Annotated in this window: 13 protein-coding genes; 8 read left to right on the top strand and 5 right to left on the bottom strand. The window is 70.4% G+C overall.

What is annotated here, in order from left to right; genetic code table 11:
* The first annotated feature begins 288 nt into the window (after positions 1-288).
* Positions 289-3732, top strand: coding sequence for a glycosyl hydrolase 115 family protein (locus IEY93_RS14860; RefSeq protein WP_229691156.1), 3444 nt, complete (start codon positions 289-291; stop codon positions 3730-3732).
* A 176-nt stretch (positions 3733-3908) separates the two neighbouring features.
* On the opposite strand, the gene IEY93_RS14855 is transcribed toward IEY93_RS14860, so the two are convergent.
* Positions 3909-4433: an SRPBCC domain-containing protein gene (locus IEY93_RS14855; protein WP_189163644.1), complete on the bottom strand. Its 525-nt coding sequence runs from the start codon at positions 4431-4433 to the stop codon at positions 3909-3911.
* Positions 4430-4750 (bottom strand): ArsR/SmtB family transcription factor, encoded by a 321-nt coding sequence (locus IEY93_RS14850; protein ID WP_189163643.1) that lies wholly within the window; start codon positions 4748-4750, stop codon positions 4430-4432. Before IEY93_RS14850 ends, IEY93_RS14855 begins: the two co-directional genes overlap by 4 nt.
* 198 nt (positions 4751-4948) lie before the next feature.
* Between IEY93_RS14850 and IEY93_RS14845 the strand changes: the two genes are divergently transcribed.
* Together IEY93_RS14845 and IEY93_RS14840 are read left to right on the top strand one after the other, a co-directional pair.
* The gene (locus IEY93_RS14845) at positions 4949-5716 is read left to right on the top strand and encodes a hypothetical protein (protein ID WP_189163642.1); all 768 of its coding nucleotides are present in this window, start codon (positions 4949-4951) and stop codon (positions 5714-5716) included.
* 153 nt (positions 5717-5869) lie between these two features.
* The gene (locus IEY93_RS14840; RefSeq protein ID WP_203968500.1) at positions 5870-9601 is read left to right on the top strand and encodes a S8 family serine peptidase; all 3732 of its coding nucleotides are present in this window, start codon (positions 5870-5872) and stop codon (positions 9599-9601) included.
* A gap of 171 nt (positions 9602-9772) precedes the next feature.
* Here IEY93_RS14840 and IEY93_RS14835 read toward each other — a convergent pair whose 3' ends face one another.
* The gene (locus IEY93_RS14835) at positions 9773-10045 is read right to left on the bottom strand and encodes a DUF397 domain-containing protein (RefSeq protein WP_189163641.1); all 273 of its coding nucleotides are present in this window, start codon (positions 10043-10045) and stop codon (positions 9773-9775) included.
* A gap of 24 nt (positions 10046-10069) precedes the next feature.
* The gene (locus IEY93_RS14830; protein ID WP_229691139.1) at positions 10070-10930 is read right to left on the bottom strand and encodes a helix-turn-helix domain-containing protein; all 861 of its coding nucleotides are present in this window, start codon (positions 10928-10930) and stop codon (positions 10070-10072) included.
* 199 nt (positions 10931-11129) lie between these two features.
* Between IEY93_RS14830 and IEY93_RS14825 the strand changes: the two genes are divergently transcribed.
* The 3 genes from IEY93_RS14825 (at position 11130) to IEY93_RS14815 (ending at position 12898) form a co-directional block, all read left to right on the top strand.
* The gene (locus tag IEY93_RS14825; RefSeq protein ID WP_189163639.1) at positions 11130-11633 is read left to right on the top strand and encodes an ATP-binding protein; all 504 of its coding nucleotides are present in this window, start codon (positions 11130-11132) and stop codon (positions 11631-11633) included.
* A 255-nt stretch (positions 11634-11888) separates the two neighbouring features.
* Entirely contained in the window at positions 11889-12521 is a 633-nt protein-coding gene (locus tag IEY93_RS14820) for a Uma2 family endonuclease (RefSeq protein WP_189163638.1), read from the top strand.
* Positions 12522-12592: 71 nt separating this feature from the next.
* On the top strand, positions 12593-12898 hold the full coding sequence (locus tag IEY93_RS14815) for a helix-turn-helix domain-containing protein (protein ID WP_189163637.1): 306 nt from the start codon (positions 12593-12595) through the stop codon (positions 12896-12898).
* A 179-nt stretch (positions 12899-13077) separates the two neighbouring features.
* Here the strand turns inward: IEY93_RS14815 and IEY93_RS14810 are convergent, their stop codons facing one another.
* On the bottom strand, positions 13078-15228 hold the full coding sequence (locus IEY93_RS14810) for a glycosyltransferase family protein (RefSeq protein WP_189163636.1): 2151 nt from the start codon (positions 15226-15228) through the stop codon (positions 13078-13080).
* Positions 15229-15322: 94 nt separating this feature from the next.
* Here IEY93_RS14810 and IEY93_RS14805 point away from each other — a divergent pair, with 94 nt between their 5' ends.
* On the top strand, positions 15323-17155 hold the full coding sequence (locus IEY93_RS14805) for an asparagine synthetase B family protein (protein ID WP_229691138.1): 1833 nt from the start codon (positions 15323-15325) through the stop codon (positions 17153-17155).
* A gap of 307 nt (positions 17156-17462) precedes the next feature.
* On the top strand, positions 17463-18035 hold a 573-nt coding region (locus IEY93_RS38140; RefSeq protein WP_268241555.1), incomplete at its 3' end, for an alpha-amylase family glycosyl hydrolase.

Here is an 18035-nt window from a genome sequence, read left to right as displayed (position 1 = left end):
GTCGTGAGAGAACTGAAAATTTCAGGGTGGGATCGCTTGTGGAGAAGCGATTCGCCTGGTCGTGGCGGCGGAAAGGACCGAGGCCGGAAAAATATTGTGAGGCGCGATGGCCGCGGATAACTTCTGGACGCCCGCCCGCCCCACCCCAGGAGAGGTCGATGCGACGTCCCAGCAAGACGGTGCGCCCTGAGGAGCGTTCACATGCCTGCTGTTGTTAGCGCTCACATGCGCAGCGGCGGCCGACCGCCCGGCCGCCGCCCATGGCACGCGGTGACGCGCTTGCGATCCGTGGTCCTGGTCATCGCGCTCCTCTCGGTCGCGGCACCGCCGGCCGCTGTCGCCCTACCCGTCCGGCCGGCTTCCGCAGCCGATGCCGGGGAGTACATCTCGTTCGAACCGGTCGACGGCGGGTTCACCCTCGCCGCGGCAGGCCGGGCGGCCCCGCTGGTGGTAGGCGGCGATGACTTCCCGGGCGTCACCCGGACCGTCAACGACTTCCGCGACGACGTCCAGCGGGTCACCGGCGTCCAGCCGGCCGTCTCCGGTACCGTCCCGTCGTCCGGCGACGCCGTACTGATCGGCACCATCGGCCACAGCGCGCTCATCGACGGGCTGGTCTCCACCGGCAAGCTGGATGTCACCGGCATCCGCGGCAAATGGGAGACCTCTCTGCAGCAGGTGGTCGACAACCCCGCGCCGGGAATCGGCAGGGCGCTGGTGATCGCCGGCAGCGACCAGCGCGGGACCATCTATGGGATATACGACGTGTCCCGCCGGATCGGCGTCTCCCCCTGGTACTGGTGGGACGACGTCCCCGCCCGCCGGCACAGCGCCGTGTACGTCCGGCCCGGCGCGCACACCCAGGGCACTCCGGCGGTGAAGTACCGCGGCTTCTTCATCAACGACGAGAACCCCGCGACCGGCACCTGGGCCCGCAACCAGTTCGGGCCCGGCAAGGCCTCCGGTTACCCCGGGGGCCTGACCTCCGCGTACTACGCGAAGGTCTTCGAGGTCATGCTGCGGCTCAAGGCCAACTACCTGTGGCCGGCGGTGTGGGGCCGCGCCTTCGCCGAGGACGACCCGGACAACCATGCCACCGCCAAGCGATACGGCGTGGTGATGGGCACCTCGCACGAGGCGCCGATGATGCGCGGCATCGAGGAGTGGAACAGGCACACGACCGCCTACGGCGGCACGGGCGAGTGGAGCTACGTCCGCAACGGCGCCGCCGTCCGAGCGTACTGGCGCGACGGCATCCGGCGCATGCGGCAGCAGGACTTCGAGGGCGTGGTCACCCTGGGTATGCGCGGCAACGGGGACACCAGCCTGCCCGACGGCGACGGCGTCCAGTTGATGCAACAGATCATCTCCGCGCAGCGGCAGATCCTCACCGAGGAGGGTGGCAAGCCGATCACCCAGATCCCGCAGGTGTGGACGCTGTACAAGGAGGTCCAGCGCTACTGGGACCAGGGTCTGCGGGCGCCGGACGACGTCACCGTCGTGTTCGCCGACGACAACTGGGGCAACATGCGCAAGCTGCCGGACCGGGCGCTGCCCCCGCGCAGCGGCGGCTACGGCATGTACTACCACTTCGACTACGTGGGCGCGAGCCGCAACTACAAGTGGGCCGACACCGTCAATCTGGCCAACACCTGGGAGCAGCTGAGCACCGCCTACCGCTACGGCGTGGACCGGCTGTGGGTGGTCAACGTCGGCGACCTGAAGAACGAGGAGGCGCCGACGCAGTTCTTCCTCGACTACGCCTGGAACCCGGACGCGATCACGGCGGACGGCATCGACGAATGGACGCGGCGGTACGCGGAGCAGAACTTCGGCACCACGGCCGCGCCCGCGGTCGCCGAGGTACTACACACCTACAGCGTGCTCCAGTCGCGCCGCAAGCCCGAGTCGACCAACCGCAAGTTCACCCGCGCCGCCAATGGGGCGATCAGCACCGACAACACCAGCAGCCCCTTCAGCCTCGACAACTACGCCGAACTCGAAGGGGTCACCACCGAGTGGCAGCAACTGGCGACGCGGGCCGAACAGGTCCGGGCCACCCTTCCCGCCGCCGACCAGGACGCCTACTACCAGCTCGTGCTGTATCCGGTGAAGGCGACCGCGAACCTGTACGCCCTGCGGCAGGCGGAGTTCCTCAGCCGGCGCTACGCGTCGCAGGGACGGGCGGCCGCCAACGACCAGGCCGCGGCGGCCGAGGCACGGCTGGCCGACGACGTGGCGATGTCGAACTACTACAACAACACCCTCGCCGGCGGTAAGTGGCGGGGCTGGCAGACCCAGACCAAGTTCGGCTACGGCGACAGTGCTCGGTACGCTGACGCGAGCTGGCAGGAGCCACCGGCGCCCGACCAGATCTACCCGCCGGTGCAACGCGTCACCGTGCCGAGCGCCGCCCAGATGGGGGTCGCCATCTCCGGGTCGTCCAGTTGGTGGCCGAACTCCACCGCCCAGGCGGTGCTGCCGGCCTTCAGCCCGTACCAGACCCAACCGGCGCAGTACATCGAGCTCTTCAACCGGGGCGCGACCTCGTTCACCTACCAGATCAGCCCGTCGGTGCCCTGGATGACGGTGACCCCGTCCAGCGGCACGGTGGCCAAGCAGGTACGCGCCACCGTCCGCGTCGACTGGTCGCGGGCACCCCAGGGCACGACCCAGGTGCCGATCACCGTCACCGGGGCCGGCCGCACCGTCACCGTCCAGGCTCCGGTGCAGAACCCGACCGGCCTGCCGTCCCCGCTGCGCGGATTCGTGGAGGCCAACGGCTACGTGTCGATGGAGGCCGACCACCACACCGCGGCCGCCGGCACCGGCGCCGTCTCGTGGCTGCGCATCCCCGGCATCGGCCGCACCGGCTCCGGCATGACCCCCTGGCCGCCCACGTCGGCGAGCCAGACACCGGGCGGGAGCGCCCCGCGGCTGGAGTACCGGATCAACACCACCTCGACGGGCACGTACACGGTCTGGGCCTACCTGTCGCCGAGGAACAACGTCCTGCCCGGCAGCGGCGTGCGGTACGCGGTGTCCATCGACGACCAGGCGCCGAAGACGGTGAACATCACCACGGCCACCGGCTCGGACGACATCGCCATGAACGCGGGCTGGTCGCTCAACACCGCGGACGCGGTGAACCGGACGTCCACCACCTTCACGGTGTCCACGCCCGGCGTGCACACGGTGAAGTTCTGGATGGTCGACCCCACCGTGGTGGTGCAGAAGCTGGTGGTCAACACCGGTGGCCTGGCCGAGAGCTATCTCGGCCCCCCGGAGAGCCACTTCGTGTCCGACTCCACTCCCACTCCGACACCCACACCCACGCCCACCCCGACGCCCACGCCCACGCCGACACCGACGCCGACGCCGACGCCCACGCCCACGCCCACGCCGACACCGACACCGACACCGACACCGACACCGAACGGAGTGTGCGCGGCGACGATGCAGGTGACCAACTCATGGAGCGGCGGCTTCCAGGCGTCGGTCACCGTCCGCTCCACCGGCGCGCCGGTGAGCGGCTGGACGGTCCGCTGGACATGGCCGGGCTCGCAGAGCGTCACGAGCCTGTGGAACGGCGTCCGTTCCGGCTCCGGCGCCCAGGTGATCGTCGGCAACGAGAGCTACAACGGCTCCATCGCGGCCGGCGGCAGCACCGACTTCGGCTTCACCGCCAACGGCACCCAGGCCACCCCGGCCCTCACCTGCTCCAGTCCATGACCGGGCGCGCCTGAGGGGTGCACGTGATCAGGGCCGGCCGGTGTTCGCTCCTCAGCGACCACGGGCCGTGCACGGAAGTTCCGGCACCGCCCGCCGTGGGTCCCGTACCGGTACGGGACCCACGGCGGCAAGTCGGCTCTCCGGGAGCGATCGGGGCGGCCCGGCGCTCCGGGCCGTTACTCCGCGAAGGTCTTGCCGGTCTCCAGGAGGGTCTTGAGGTCGCTGAGCACCCAGGCGTGGCCCCCGCCCGCGCCCTGGTCCTCCAGCCGGCCGCCCACGATCAGGGCGAGCGTGGGCGCACCCTCCAGCTCATGGGTGAGGGTCAGGGAGCAGACCCCGTCCGGAAGCTCCTTGATCTCGTGAGTGATCACGGTGGTGCCTTCGGCGGCGATCTGCGGGTCCATGAGCATGTGGAAGGTCGTGACGAGCTTGCGCGGCGGGTCGGCCTCCAGCACCTCGCCCTCGATGACCACGTCCGGCAGTTCGTGCCCCTTGGCGGCGGCCTCCGCCCTGAACTGGTCGGTGGGCCGGACCTTGTACGCGCCGCCCGGGCGCAGGTCATAGTCGGCCAGACCGGTGTAGCCGTACCGGGCGGTCCATTCGGGCTTGGTGATCGCGTCCCAGATGCGCTCGGGAGTCGCCTTGATATAGACGCGGTAGACCTGGGTGGTCACCGTGGTGGCCAGCTGCGCAACGGTCATGATTCGCTCTCCAACTCTGCCTTGAGGTCCACGAGCGCCGTCACCTGACGCTCGGTGTACTTGTCGATCCACCGGTCGTGGATCAACCGGATCGGCACCGGGTTGAGGAAGTGGAGCTTCTCCCGGCCCGACCGCCGCGTGACGACGAGCCCTGCCTCTTCGAGCACCTTCAGGTGCTTCATCACGCCGAAGCGGGTCATCTCCAGCTCGGACTCCAGCTCGGTGAGCGTGCGGCCGTCACGCGCGAAGAGCAGGTCGAGCAGGAAGCGACGGGTCGGGTCGGCGAGCGCCTTGAACACGCGGTCGTCGTCCGTCACGACTTCAACTTATGTGACCCATTGGTCACATGTCAACGGACGGCATCCGCGTTCCGGTTGGACGGCGGGGCACGGGGGATGTCCGGTCACGGCGACGGCGCGTCGGCACCCGCCTCCGCGTCCGGCGCGAGAACATTCACCTGGGAGGTCGGTCCCCTGTGCCATCCGCCGGGCCGGAGCAGTGAAGGAGGAGTCACGATGAGACGTCCGCCCCACACGCTGACCATCGCGTCGCTGGTCATGGCCCTCGCGGGCTGCCTGGGCGGCAGCGCCGAGGGCACCGCCACCACGGACGGCACCCCGCCTCCCACCCGTCTGGTGGCGCAGTGGGAGTCGTACGGCGGGCTGGCCGCCACGTCGCGCAAGGGGATCAGGCCACCGCGCCTGGCGGTCTACGAGGACGGGCTGGTGGTGGCCGACGCGGCGCGCCGGCTCACCCTGCCCCGAGCCGAGGTGACGACCCTGGTAGGCACCCTGCGCCGCGACCTGGCCGACGGGCCCGCGACACCCTCCCCCACCGCCGGCCCGCGCGTCTTCGACGCCACCACCACCGTGCTCAGCGTCCGCTCCACCGGCGGCGCCATGCGATCGGTCACCGCGTACGCCCTCCAGGAGACCCGGTCGGAGCACGCCTACCCCAGTCCCCTGTACCACGCGCTCGACGCGATGACCGCCCTCGCCGACCGCGCCACCCGCGCCGGCACGCCGTACACCGCCCACCGCGTGCGCCTGATCGCCCAGGTCCGGCCCGGTCAGGAGGGACGCCCCTGGCCCGCCTCCGTCCCGGAGCCCCCGGCCACGGCCACCGGGCCCATCGTGACCGAGGACCTCTCCGGCGCCCAGGCCGACGCTGCGGTCCGTCTCATCCGGCCCACCTCGGGCCAGGGCGGCGCCTGGCCTCTGCATCGGGACCGTCACGCCCGCACCTACGCCCTCTCCTGGCGCTACCTCCTGCCTTCCGAGTGATCGGCCGACACCTCGTTCCCCCTTCTGAGAGGGATGCCTTCAGGTGAGACGAGACGCCAAAACGAGATAAACCCGGCATTAATCACATATGTTGCGTTGCGCCACTTGAAGCAACAATTACCCCTGCACTGTTGATCAATTGCAGGGACTCCCTTGAGACAAGCACCTACCCGCTGGAGCGTGCCGGTGATCGCCGGCGCCGTGGTCCTCGCCCTGGCGAGCCCGGCCACCGCTTCGCCGGACACCCCGCGTTCCCCCGCCTCCGCTTCTTCCGGTCAGGCCCAGGCCACGCCGGTCGGCGTGCCGCCGGGCACCCACTCGGTCACGCTGATCACCGGGGACGTCGTCACCACCCGCCAGACCACCGGCTCGGGACGGACCGGCGGCACGGTCGCCGTCCACGGCCCCGGCGGCGCGCCCGCCCAGGCACGCATCATGGAGGCGGGCGGCGACCTGTACGTCTACCCCGAGTCCGTCCTCCCCTACGTGGCCAAGGGCATCCTGGACCGGCGGCTGTTCGACATCAGCGACCTGGTCGCCGACGGGTACGACGACACGCGCCGCGACCGGCTGCCGCTGATCGTCTCCTACACCGACAAGGCCTCCGGACTGCGCCCGAGCGGCCCGCCGCCGGGCACCACCCGCGTACGCGACCTGCCGAGCGTCCAGGGCGCCGCGATCTCCCAGGACCGCGCCCGGCCTGCCGACTTCTGGAACGCCGTCACCGCCGGCGCCCCCGCCCCCACCGGCCGGTCCGGCGCCGGCGCGGCACCCGCGTTCGGCGGCGGCATCGCGCGCATCTGGCTGGACGGCACCGTGCGGGCCGACCTCGCCGACACCACCGCCCAGATCGGCGCCCCCGAGGTGTGGGCGGGCGGCGACACCGGGCAGGGCGTGGACGTCGCCGTGCTGGACACCGGCGCGGACACCGAGCACCCGGACCTGGCCGGCCGCATCGCCGCCACCCGCAGCTTCGTGCCCGAGCAGGACGTGACCGACCGCAACGGGCACGGCACCCACGTCGCCTCCACCATCGCCGGCACCGGCGCCGCCTCGGCGGGCCGGGAGAAGGGCGTGGCGCCCGGCGCCGAACTGCACATCGGCAAGGTGCTGTCCGACGGCGGCAGCGGGATGGACTCCTGGGTGCTCGCCGGCATGGAATGGGCCGCGGTCGACCAGCACGCCAAGGTGATCAACATGAGCCTCGGCTCGGGCGTACCGTCCGACGGCAGCGACCCGCTGAGCGCGGCGGTGGACCGCCTCAGCGCCCAGACCGGCGCGCTCTTCGTCGTCGCCGCGGGCAACACCGGCGCCCCCAACAGCATCAGCGGCCCCGGAGCGGCGGACGCGGCGCTCACCGTGGGCGCGGTCGACTCCACCGACTCGCTGGCGTACTTCTCCAGCCAGGGCCCGCGGGTCGGCGACGGCGCCCTCAAGCCCGAGATCACCGCGCCCGGCGTGGACGTCCTCGCGGCGCGCTCGCAGTACGCCCCCGAGGGCGAGGGCGCGTACCAGACGCTCAGCGGCACCTCCATGGCCACCCCGCACGTGGCGGGCGCGGCGGCCCTGCTGGCCGCCGCCCACCCGGAACTGACCGGTGACCGGCTCAAGGACCTGCTGACCAGCACCTCCCTGCGCACCCCGTCGTACGACGCCTTCCAGGGCGGCAGCGGCAGACTCGACGTGGCCGCCGCCGCGCGCGCGGGCGTCTTCGCCACGGCGACCGCCTCCGCCGGGCAGGTCGAGGCGGGCGGCGCCGTCCAGCGCCCGGTGACCTACACCAACACCACCGGCTCCCCGGTCACCCTCACCCTGGCCGTCGAGGCGCCGGACGCCCCCGAAGGCACGTTCCGGCTGTCGGCCGGCCGGATCGACGTGCCCGCGCACGGCACCGCCGAGGTCACCGTCACGATCGACGGGTCCCGGGTGAACGGTCAGGGCCGCTACAGCGGGCAGATCGTGGCGACCGGCCCGGACGGGAACGCCGCGGCGCACACCGCCGTGTCGCTGGGTGACGTGGCGCACAAGCTGACCGTGGTCCTCAAGGACGCGCAGGGCAGGCCGGCGCACGGTGTCGTCCAGGTCCTCAGGTCCGGCGAGGACTTCCCCGAGTTCTGGCTCATCGACGACTCCGGCACCGGTGCGGGATACCTGCCCCGCGACGTGTACTCGGTGCTGTCCTGGCGCATGGTGGAAGGCGTACACGGCCCGAACTCGCAGGGCATGGCACTGCTCGGCGACCCCGAGGTCACCATGGACCGCGACACCACGGTCACCCTTGACCCGGCGAAGCTCCGCCGGGTGGACATGACGACCCCGCAGAAGTCCGAGGTGACCTACCAGCGCCTGGAGTACTTCCGCTCGATGGGCGGCCGGTCCTGGCGCGACTACATGGAGGTCCAGACCAGCTACGACAGCCTCTGGGCCGAGCCCACGACGGACAAGGTCACCCACGGCGACTTCTACCTCGCCGCGCGCTGGCGCAAGGAACTCCCCGAGCTGAGCGTCTCCACGGGCAACACCGACTTCACCGACGTGCTGCGGCAGGACGGGATCACCCCGCTGCCCGCGGGCCGCTACAAGCTGCCCGCCGTCTTCGCCGGCGACGGCGCGAGCACCGACTACGCCGGGCTCGACGCGCGCGGCAAGGCCGTCGTCGTCCGCCGCAACGGCACGGTGAGCGACGTGGACCAGGCGATCGCGGCGGCGCAGGCCGGCGCGAAACTGCTGCTGGTCCAGAACGACGAGCCGGGGCGGCGGTTCCGCTCCTACCGGATCGACTGGTCCACCCCCGCTCCGCTCGACGTCGCGCTGCTCAGCACCGACGAGGGCGAGAAGCTCATCCAGCGGGTGCGCGGCGGCCGGAGCACGCTCACCGTCGAGTCGCAGCCGGTCAGCCCGTACGTCTACGACCTCATGCGGACCTGGCACAACAAGATCCCGTCCGACCTGGTCGTCCAGGGCGGCCCGAAGAACCTCGCCCGCGTGGACGTCACCTTCGCCAGCCCGGACCCCGCGCGGGGCGGCGGCGAGTACCGCTTCGACTGGCCTGCCTACTCCAACTGGGGCATCGGCCTCACCATGCGCGAACCGGTGAACGGGCGGCGCGTCGACTGGGTCTCCACCATCGGCGAGAACACGTGGGGGCAGGAGGCCTACGTGGACGGGCTGATCTACGAGATCGAGCCGCGCATGACCTACCGGCCCGGCAGCACCCAGTCACAGGAGTGGTTCAAGCCGATCGAGCGCCCCCACCTGAACGACAACTTCAAGCTCCCGACGCGTAGCGGGAGCTGGCTGAGCCTGGACGTCCCCGGCCACGGCGGCGCCGACCACGTCGGCATGTCGATGGACTACCAGCTCACCCACCAGACCACCACCCTCTACCAGGGCGAGACGATGCTGGCACAGAGCACCGGCACCAACGTCGGGGCGACGGCCCCCGGCGCGGGCCGGCTGCCCTACCGCCTGGTCGTGGAGACCGCCCGGGAGGCGGCGTTCAGCCCGTACTCCTCCACCACCCGCACCGACTGGACGTTCACCTCACAGGAGCCCGAGCAGGACGCCCAGGCGGTCCTCCCGCTGATCCAGCTCGACTACCGGATCGCGACCGACGACGCGGGCAAGGCGGCACGCAACGCCACCCTGACCGTCTCGGCCACGTCGCTACCCCGCGCCGCCGGGGCGGGCCGCATCGGCCCGATCACGCTGGAGCTGTCCTACGACGACGGCAAGACCTGGCACCGGTCCACCTGCGACCACGACGGCCGCTACCGCCTGTCCGCCCCGAAGAAGGCCTCGTTCCTCTCCCTGAGAGCGACCGCGGCCGACTCGGCCGGCAACACCATCACCCAAACCATCACCCGAGCCACCGGCCTCCGCTGACCCACTGTGGCCGGCGCCGGTTCGCCGGCGCCGGCCACCCCCTTGACCACAGTCGCTCGCGCCCTTCGGTTCAACCGGCTGTTCAGCAACTGGTGAACCTTGGGCCGACGCTCGCCCCGCCGTACGCAAGACGCTGCTCTCTCCCGGCGTTTCTCCGTCGTCCCACCTAGATCAGCGCAGGGGTTGATGCTCACCATCGCGGCCGGAGGCGTCATGGGAAGGAGCCCCATCGAGCCAGTCGGCAGGCGGATCGAACTCGCGATTGAGCACCCCCCGCCAGAAGGCCACGTATTCGCCCGGCGTGAAGCGTAACGCCGGACCGCCGGGGTCCTTGGAATCCCATACGAGCACGTGATCGTGCTGCATGGCGACTACGACACAATTGCCGTTCTCGGTGCTGAAGGTGGACTTTCTCCCAGCACGGGAGTCCGATGTCGGGGGCATCCCACGCCTCCTCTCCGGGACCGGTCACGAGGTCTGCGTACAGGACAAGGACTCGATCAGGTCCGCCGAGTCCTGTGGACTCAAGGCCCTGCCCGCTATGTTTCCCCACATGAGGGTATATCGGCGAACCTCACGTTCAGACTGGAGGACAAGGCCACTTGTTGCTTGCTCGACATAGGCCACCCCCAACTCTGCGGACTCGGGGAACTCCAGCAGGTCGAATGCTCCAGCCATCGCCGCATGCGCTCCCGCCGCGAACGGCAGCACCTGTACGACCACGTTCGGGAGCCGCGCCATCTCCAGCAGATGCCGAAGCTGGCCGCGCATCGTACGCTCGCTGCCGACCTGGCGCAGGAGCACGGCCTCGTCCAGCACCACGAAGAGCTGGACGGAACGCCCCTCTTTGGTGAGCATCTCCTGCCGCGTCTGCCGAACTTTGATCGTCTGCTCGGTGTCGACCACTCCGTCCACGTCGGTGGCCGCGATCACCGCCTGAGCGTAATCGGGAGTCTGCAGTATCCCGGGCACCACCTGCGTCTGGTAACTCCTGATCGTCGAGGCTTCCGCTTCAAGGCCCAGATAGACCTCGAACTTCGGTTTCAGCCCCTTGCGGAAACGATGCCACCAGTCTCGGGTGCCGGCCCGCCGAGACAGTTCGAGCAGTTCCTCCCGCTGGGCACTGTCCGTGACCCGGTACAGGTCGAGCAGGCTTTTGACGTCTTTGGGCCTGATGCCACGTTCAGCTCTTTCGACACGGCTCAACCAAGAGGAGTCGCACTCCAACTCCCGGGCGACCTCCTCCAGGCTGATGCCATGACCACTTCGTAGCCGACGCAACTCTTGCGCGAGCCTGCGGCGCTGTGCAAGCGGACTGGAGTTGCGCACCTTTCGCCTCCTATACATGGTCGTCCCAGTTGGGTCACCAACTAGTTTTGACAAACTGTCTGGCTTGGCTTGCCAAGCTTTTCTGTCCGCGCGATGCTGCCATCCTGACAGCTGTCATTACGATCCGCATTCGGATCGTCACGATCCGCTTGGCCACGGCGCGGCAGTCCGCGTCCCGCCCCCCCTTGAAGGAGACTTCATGAGCGATAAGTCCGGTATTCGTACCGCCTGTTGGGATGTGGCGCACGATCCGGCGGCAGTGAGCGGAGCTCGGGAACAGGTGAAGGAGGTGCTGACCACATGGGGACTCGACGACCTCGCGGACGATGTCGTCCTTGTGGTCGCAGAACTGCTGAGCAACGCGATCAGGCACGGCGCCCCGCCGATCCGGCTGTCCTTGTGGGGTGCGGCGGAAGATCTCTGCGTACGGGTCACCGACCACGGCGAGGGACGGCCGCGTCAGCTGCCTACAAATACGGAAGCGGTACACGGCCGAGGGCTGCCGATCATCGCCGCCCTCGCCCACGACTTCGGCGTCGTCCCCCACTCCACCGGACCAGGCAAGACCATCTGGGCCCGATGGCCCCTGACCGACGGGCCGCCCAGGACCACAGTCGCAGCCCAGATTTCCATCCCTCGTTCCAGGCCTGCACCAGAAGGCGTCATGCCGACTGCAAACGATCATGAGAGCAACGACCGCTGAGATCAGCGCTGCGCGCGACCGCGAGCGACTCCACCGGCATCACCAGCACCGGAACCATCACAGAGCCACCGGCCTCCGCTGGCACACCGTGCCCGGCGCCGGTTCGCCAGCACCGGACATCCCCTCTGCCACCGTGGCTTCTCTACAGCAGCCGCGGCACATTCGACGCCGCCGAAGTGGTCGCATACCGCAGCGGCCTCGGCGCCGGCCCGTAGGCTTGGAGCGTAAGTGCGGACAGTGACGAGGAGACGCCGGATGACAGCCCTGCCAGACGAGAGCTGGCTTCTCACGATCCGCCCGCAACCGGCGCGGGTCACCGGCGAGGAATACGACGCACTCCCTGAAGAGATCGCCAGAGCCATCGAGATCGTCGACGGCTACGTGGTCTACTGCGCGGCACCGACACCCGACCATCAGACGGCTGCCAGAAGGCTGGCGAACCTGCTGGAACGTCACGCGAAGGCGGCGATGGGCGCGGGGCACGAATGCCTGACCGTGAACACCGACGTGGACCTGCGCCTCCGTGATCTGCCGTTGCTGAACCGGCGGCCCGACATCGCCCTCTACCGGTGTCTTGATCGGGAACGGGGTGAGCGCTTGCGTGCCGAGAACACCCTGCTGGTGGTCGAGATCGTGTCCCCCGGGTCCGAGACGCAGGACACGACCGACAAGCTGGGCGAGTACGCCAAGGCCGGCATCCCGCATTATTGGATCGTCCGCTTGGATCGGACCGGCGTCTCCATCATCGAGCGCTACCGGCTGGACCGAGCGGCGATGCTCTACAAGCACATCGGCACCTTCATGAAGGACGAGTCCGAGTTCGGCGAGGCTCCCAGAGTCACCAATCCCATCCCCATGGTCATCGACTGGGCTGAACTCGCGTTCTGACTTCCACTACGCTGCGAGATGATTCGATCACCTAAGGCCAGCGGTCTTGAGACGCGGGGAGGACCGGTCTGATGGGTCACCACGCCCGCTGGGGGCGTCCTGAGGCTCTGGCCGAAGATCCTGAACGGGTTGCGATCCGTGAGGCACTTGCCTTCGGCAAGGCCTTGTACGACCGGCGTACTGAACTGGGCCTCAGCACGGAGCAGTTGGCCCAGCGGGCAGGCATGAGCCAGGACGCGATCGAGTGCATCGAAGAGGGTGGGACGCCCCCGACGATCGCGCTACTGAGACGCCTGGCAGCGGCACTGAACGCCGACGTGCGGCTCACTGCCGGCCATGACGTGGGGTCGGTGGCGTTCGAGGCGCACGCTGCCTGAGCCGTATTTGGCTGTCATCCCAGAACCAGGCCAACTCACCGGCGGCGGAGCCGGCCTGGCTGTCCCAGTTCACCGCTTGAAGGACGACTTGCCGAGGTTTCGGGGGTCGAAGGGGGCGGAAGCCCCCTGGGGGATACAGTCCGAGCCGGAGCGCCCCCGGGGCGCGGAGGCGAGGCCCTTCAGATGAGGGCCAGGGGGGTTGGGTGGACGTAGCCTTCGAAGTGGGCGGAGGCTAGGAGGCGGCCTTCGGTGGCGGGGCGGCGGCAGACGTAGGAGTAGCGGTCGGCCGAGTAGACGCGGACGCCGTCGGTGCGGCACTGGCGCATCAGGACCTCGTCCCACTCTTCTGAGACGTCCGCGATGCCGAGCTCCACCAGAGCCGGGCGGCGGGCGAGCAGGGTGCCGCCGGCGACCTCGGGGAGGAAGCGGTGGTCGGCGCCCGGCTGGCGCAGCACGGTGGCGCCGGTGTCGGTGATGTGGGCGTAGAACGACGCCTTGCCGACGATCTCGGCGTCCACGGCGGTGAAGTACCGGGCCAGGTCGGCCAGGTAGTGCTCGCCGTACAGGTCGCGGGGGTCGAGGACGGCGACCAGGTCGCCGTCGGCCAGGCGCAGCGCGCGGTCGAGGGCCGCGCCGCGGGTCAGGGGGGTCCCGGCCTGGCGAACGATCAGGTCCTCGAAGAACGGTGAGCCGGCGACGGGCGCCGCCGGGCCGTCCGCCACAGTGCCGGGTGCCGGGTCGTGGCCGCCGGCCCTGGTTTCGGGCGCCTGATGGCCGCCGGTCATGGTGCCGGGGGCCGGGTGGTCGGCGGGCAGGGTTCCGGGGGTCTTGGAGCGGACTTCGGCCAGGCGGTCGCGGGCGGCCTTGGCCACGACGGCCGCGTCCAGGCCGTCGGCGACGATGACGAGCTGGCCGGGGAGCCGGGACTGCCCGGCGAGCTGGGCGAGCAGGTGGTCCAGTTCGGCCGGGCCGGTGACGGCGGCGATGGCGGTGATCGTGCCGGCGTTGCGTACCGAGGGCAGCCCCACGGTGTCCAGGAGCGGGTCCAGGAGCGGAGTCACCGATGCGGTGGACCGCCAGGCCAGGTGGGCCTCGGCGGCGCACTCGGCGTCCGCGGCGAGGTTGTCGCGGACGGCCTGCATCGTCCGGGGCAGCGACGCCTGGTCGACGGGGCCGGTGAGCTGCATGATCGGCGTGCCGCAGGCGGAGATCTCCTCGACGGTGCGCGCGTCGGCGTCCGGCCCGGCGAGCACCATCTCGACCTCGCGGTAGGTGGTCAGCAGGTCGTCGTACGTCGCCGCGTCGGTGATCAGCGGCCGCCAGCCGGCGTCGGCGGGCAGGTCGCCCTGCAGGGCGGTGCCGAGCAGGCCCACGCCGTGCCGGTCGCCGGCGGCGCGGATCCGGTTGTGGACGCGCGGCTGCACGGCGTGCGGCAGGATGCCGACGCGGTCGTGGCGTAGCGCGGCCCGCCATTCACGGGCCCTGGCCTCGGAGGTGGCCAGGACGTGGTCGAAGTAGGAGGCCATCGGGACGGCGGCGGAGAGCGGGCCGCCGGAGTGCCAGAAGACGGTGCGGATGCCGCGGCGGGAGCACTCCTCGACCAGGTCGCGCAGGCCGCGCGCGTTGCCGGCCAGTTCCTCCAGCCACCGGCCGCCGTTGCCCTGGCGTGGCCCGGGGCGGACCGACTCGACGAACAGCAGGTGGGGCCGGTGCTGGTCGAGCATGGCCTGCCAGTTGTCCGGGCCGAAGTTGGTGACCTGCCGCCACTCGTAGCGGAACAGGGCCTCCGACTGCCGGTCGACGATGGCGGCGACGGTGAGGTACGGCCGGGTCAGCGGGCCCTTGGGCACGACGAAGCCCTCGGCCATGGCGGTGGAGACCTCGGGCCCGGCCGTCTGGGGCGTGACCGGCTGGACCGGCGGCGCCTCGACGGCCGGCGGGGCGGGCTTGAAGTCGGACCGCTTGGGGGCGGGGCGCTTGCTGATCGGGGCGCGCAGGGTGCGGGCGACCTGGCCGGGGTTCTTGGTGTGGATGGCGTCCCCGAGCTTGGACCACCGGCTGGCCTGCACCGACTCCAGCCGCCACTGGGCGGCCTCGGTCTGGTAGCGCTGTTCGGCGAGGTTCTTGGCGAGCTGGGTGACCTGCCTCTCGGTGGTCTTGAGCTTCGCCTCGGCCTCGCGCAGGCGGGTCAGTGCCTCGGCCTCTGAGGCGGCGGCCCTGGCGAGCCGCTCCTGGTAGTCGGCCAGCAGACGGGTGAGCTCGGCCGCACCCGAAGCCGCCGCCACGGCCGCTTCGAGGGCCCGACGGGTGCTCTCCAACTCTTCATTCATGCCATCACCGTGTCCCCAGAGGTCGAGCCAAGAATAGTCGCAGACCGCGCTCCGCCCTCTCGAACCGCCACAAGTCCGTACACTCGGCACGTACGTGCTGGCGGGCGACCGCGTACGTGCCGGCAAGGACGTCGAGATCGTCGAGGGGGGACGTCGGGTGCGCGACGGAACATGGCCGCGGTACGCCGCGCGGCCGTACGTCTGCGGTGCCATCGGAGCCTACGATCCGGCGCGGCTGGCGGCGCTCGCCGGCGCGGGGCCGCAGGTGCGCGAGGCGTACCGGGCGCCGGGCGCGGCGCTGCTGAGCTCGGCCCCGCTGGCTCCGTACGCCGCCTCCCCGGGGTTCTGGTCCCCGGCCGACGGTCAGAATCCGCCCGCAATCGCCGATTCCTCCCCCGGAAGCGAGGGCGAGGGCCGGCCGGCCGGTGCCGAGGCGCGGTTCGCGTGGGCGGAGGCACGGCCCGCGGGGGCCATGCCGTGGTGGGCGGTGGCCGAGACCTGCGAGGCGCCCGGCCTGATCGACGAGCCGGCCGCGGTGAGCCTGCACACCGGGGCCTTCGGGCTGATCGACGTCTACTACCTGAGCGAGACCGGCCCGGAGGGCGAGGCGGTCTACTTCGCGGGGAACATCGAGCCGCTGCTGGCGCTGGCCCGGTCTCCGTACGAGGTCAACTGGGACGCCTGGGCGGCGATACTCAAGCTGACCTATCCGCTGCTGGAGGACACCCCCTACCGGCAGGTCAAGCGGCTGCCCGGCTCGACGGCGCTGGTGTGGTCCCGCGCCACCCGGCGGATCTCGGTGGACCGGCGGGCCCCGCGCTGGGTGCGCGAGGAGCCGTTCGACCGGGGCGTCACCGGGCGGGACATGGTGGCGCTGCTGCACGAGGCGCTCAAGCCGTACGACGACCGGCCGCTGCTGGTGCCGGTGAGCGGCGGGTACGACTCGCGGCTGCTCGCCTCGGTGGCGGTGGCCCGCAAGATGGACGTGGTGTCCTGGACGACCAGCCCGGACGACGGGCTGGACAACGACATCGACTTCGCCCGGTACATCACCCGCGCGCTCGGCATCCCGCACCGCATCGTCGGCCAAGACGCGGCGGCCTATCCCGAGGAGGCGCGCTGGGCGGCCCGCAGGCTGGAGTACCTGACCAGCCACCACGCGTGGTACTCCCCCTTCGCGCGGGAGGTGCACGGGGCGGGCCGCGCCGTGGTGGACGGGCTGGCGGGCGGCCCGCTGATGAAGAACTTCCTGATCACCGCGGACGCCGTGGGCGCGGGGACCACCACCGATCGGCGGGCCGCGCTGCTGGCCGCGCTGGCGACCGGCGAGCCGCACCTGCCCGTGCTGTCGGAGCGGGCGCTCGCCTTCGTGGACGACCGGGTGGAGACGGCCTTCACCCAGGCGACGTCCATGCTGCGCGGCCACCGTTCGGAGCTGCCGCTCAGCGTGCTGCACACCCGTACGGCGCGCGGCATCGCCCGTTCCCCGGTGAACCTGGTCGGCCCGGAGGCCACCCCGGTCTTCCCCTTCCTGCACCCGGAGTTCTTCGACGCCGCGCTGTCGGTGCCGGTGGACCGCAAGGAGGGCGGGCGGTTCTACCGGGAGATCCTGCGCGCGGCCGACCCGCGTGTCGCGGCGCTGCCGTCCACCAACGGCGCGCTGCCGCACCGGCGGGTGCCGTTGCGCTCGAACGGGCCGGCCGCGCGGGAGTGGAACCACCGCATGCTGGTGAAGACCGCGACGGTGCCGGGCCTGCTGTCGGAGCGGATGCTCGACGTGGTCGCCGCGGGTCCGGACGCGCTGACCGGATTCGGGACGTGGAACTCCCGGTTCTGGCTGCGCGGATTGGTGCTTTTCGGTTCCTGGCTGACCGACTACGCCGATAAACTGAACGACATCACACCTCCCTGGGCCGGGACATTGTGAACCGATTCACCAAGTCCGGCGAAAACCGCGTGCCACCAGCGGAGACACCCGCGATGCCGGGTGGAATACGCGTACATTGCGGAGAGTGCGGCCGATTACGTGGTTAGCACGCTGTGTGACGTTCACTGATCGTCTCCAGCGGACCCTAACCGCCTGCTAGTCTTCCGCGAAACAGCGCCGAAACACGCTGAACACCGAGCCACCCCTTCGGTGACGGCGTCGGGCGGGAGCCGGGGGATGACGGCACCGTCGGCGTCGACCCCCCTTTGTTCGTATTGCCCTACTTCCCTTGATGCGAGCGATACCTATGAGCGCTTCACCCTGCCCGGAATCGGTTTCCGAGGACTTCATCTCATCCGACCCCCGGTGGTACAAGCGGGCGGTCTTCTACGAGGTGCTGGTCCGCGGCTTCCGCGATTCCAACGGTGACGGCACCGGCGACCTGCGCGGTCTGATCGAGAAGCTCGACTACCTGCAGTGGCTCGGCGTCGACTGTCTTTGGCTACTGCCGCTGTACGAGTCGCCCCTCAAAGACGGCGGGTACGACATCGCCGACTACATGAAGATCCTCCGGGAGTTCGGCGACCTGGCCGACTTCGTGGAGCTGATCGAGGAGGCGCACAAGCGGGGCATCCGGATCATCACCGACCTGGTGATGAACCACACCAGCGACAAGCACCCGTGGTTCCAGGCGTCCCGGCACGACCCGACCGGCCCCTACGGCGACTTCTACGTCTGGTCCGACGACCCCACGCGCTACGCGGACGCGCCGATCATCTTCGTCGGCGCCGAGGAGTCCAACTGGACCTACGACCCGGTGCGCGGCCAGTACTACTGGCACCGGTTCTTCCATCACCAGCCGGACCTGAACTACGAGAAC

It is taken from the genome of Sphaerisporangium melleum, from assembly GCF_014646695.1.
Lineage (GTDB): Bacteria > Actinomycetota > Actinomycetes > Streptosporangiales > Streptosporangiaceae > Sphaerisporangium > Sphaerisporangium melleum.
This window is presented reverse-complemented; position numbering and strand designations above follow the sequence as displayed.

What these genes read in the sequence shown, in the direction of transcription:
- IEY93_RS14855 (WP_189163644.1), bottom strand. Translation starts at nt 4,433, where the DNA reads ATGACCGTTGCGCAGCTGGCCACCACGGTGACCACCCAGGTCTACCGC.
- IEY93_RS14835 (WP_189163641.1), bottom strand. Translation starts at nt 10,045, where the DNA reads ATGCCCCCGACATCGGACTCCCGTGCTGGGAGAAAGTCCACCTTCAGC.
- IEY93_RS14815 (WP_189163637.1), top strand. Translation starts at nt 12,593, where the DNA reads ATGGGTCACCACGCCCGCTGGGGGCGTCCTGAGGCTCTGGCCGAAGAT.
- IEY93_RS14825 (WP_189163639.1), top strand. Translation starts at nt 11,130, where the DNA reads ATGAGCGATAAGTCCGGTATTCGTACCGCCTGTTGGGATGTGGCGCAC.
- IEY93_RS14820 (WP_189163638.1), top strand. Translation starts at nt 11,889, where the DNA reads ATGACAGCCCTGCCAGACGAGAGCTGGCTTCTCACGATCCGCCCGCAA.
- IEY93_RS14810 (WP_189163636.1), bottom strand. Translation starts at nt 15,228, where the DNA reads ATGAATGAAGAGTTGGAGAGCACCCGTCGGGCCCTCGAAGCGGCCGTG.
- IEY93_RS14845 (WP_189163642.1), top strand. Translation starts at nt 4,949, where the DNA reads ATGAGACGTCCGCCCCACACGCTGACCATCGCGTCGCTGGTCATGGCC.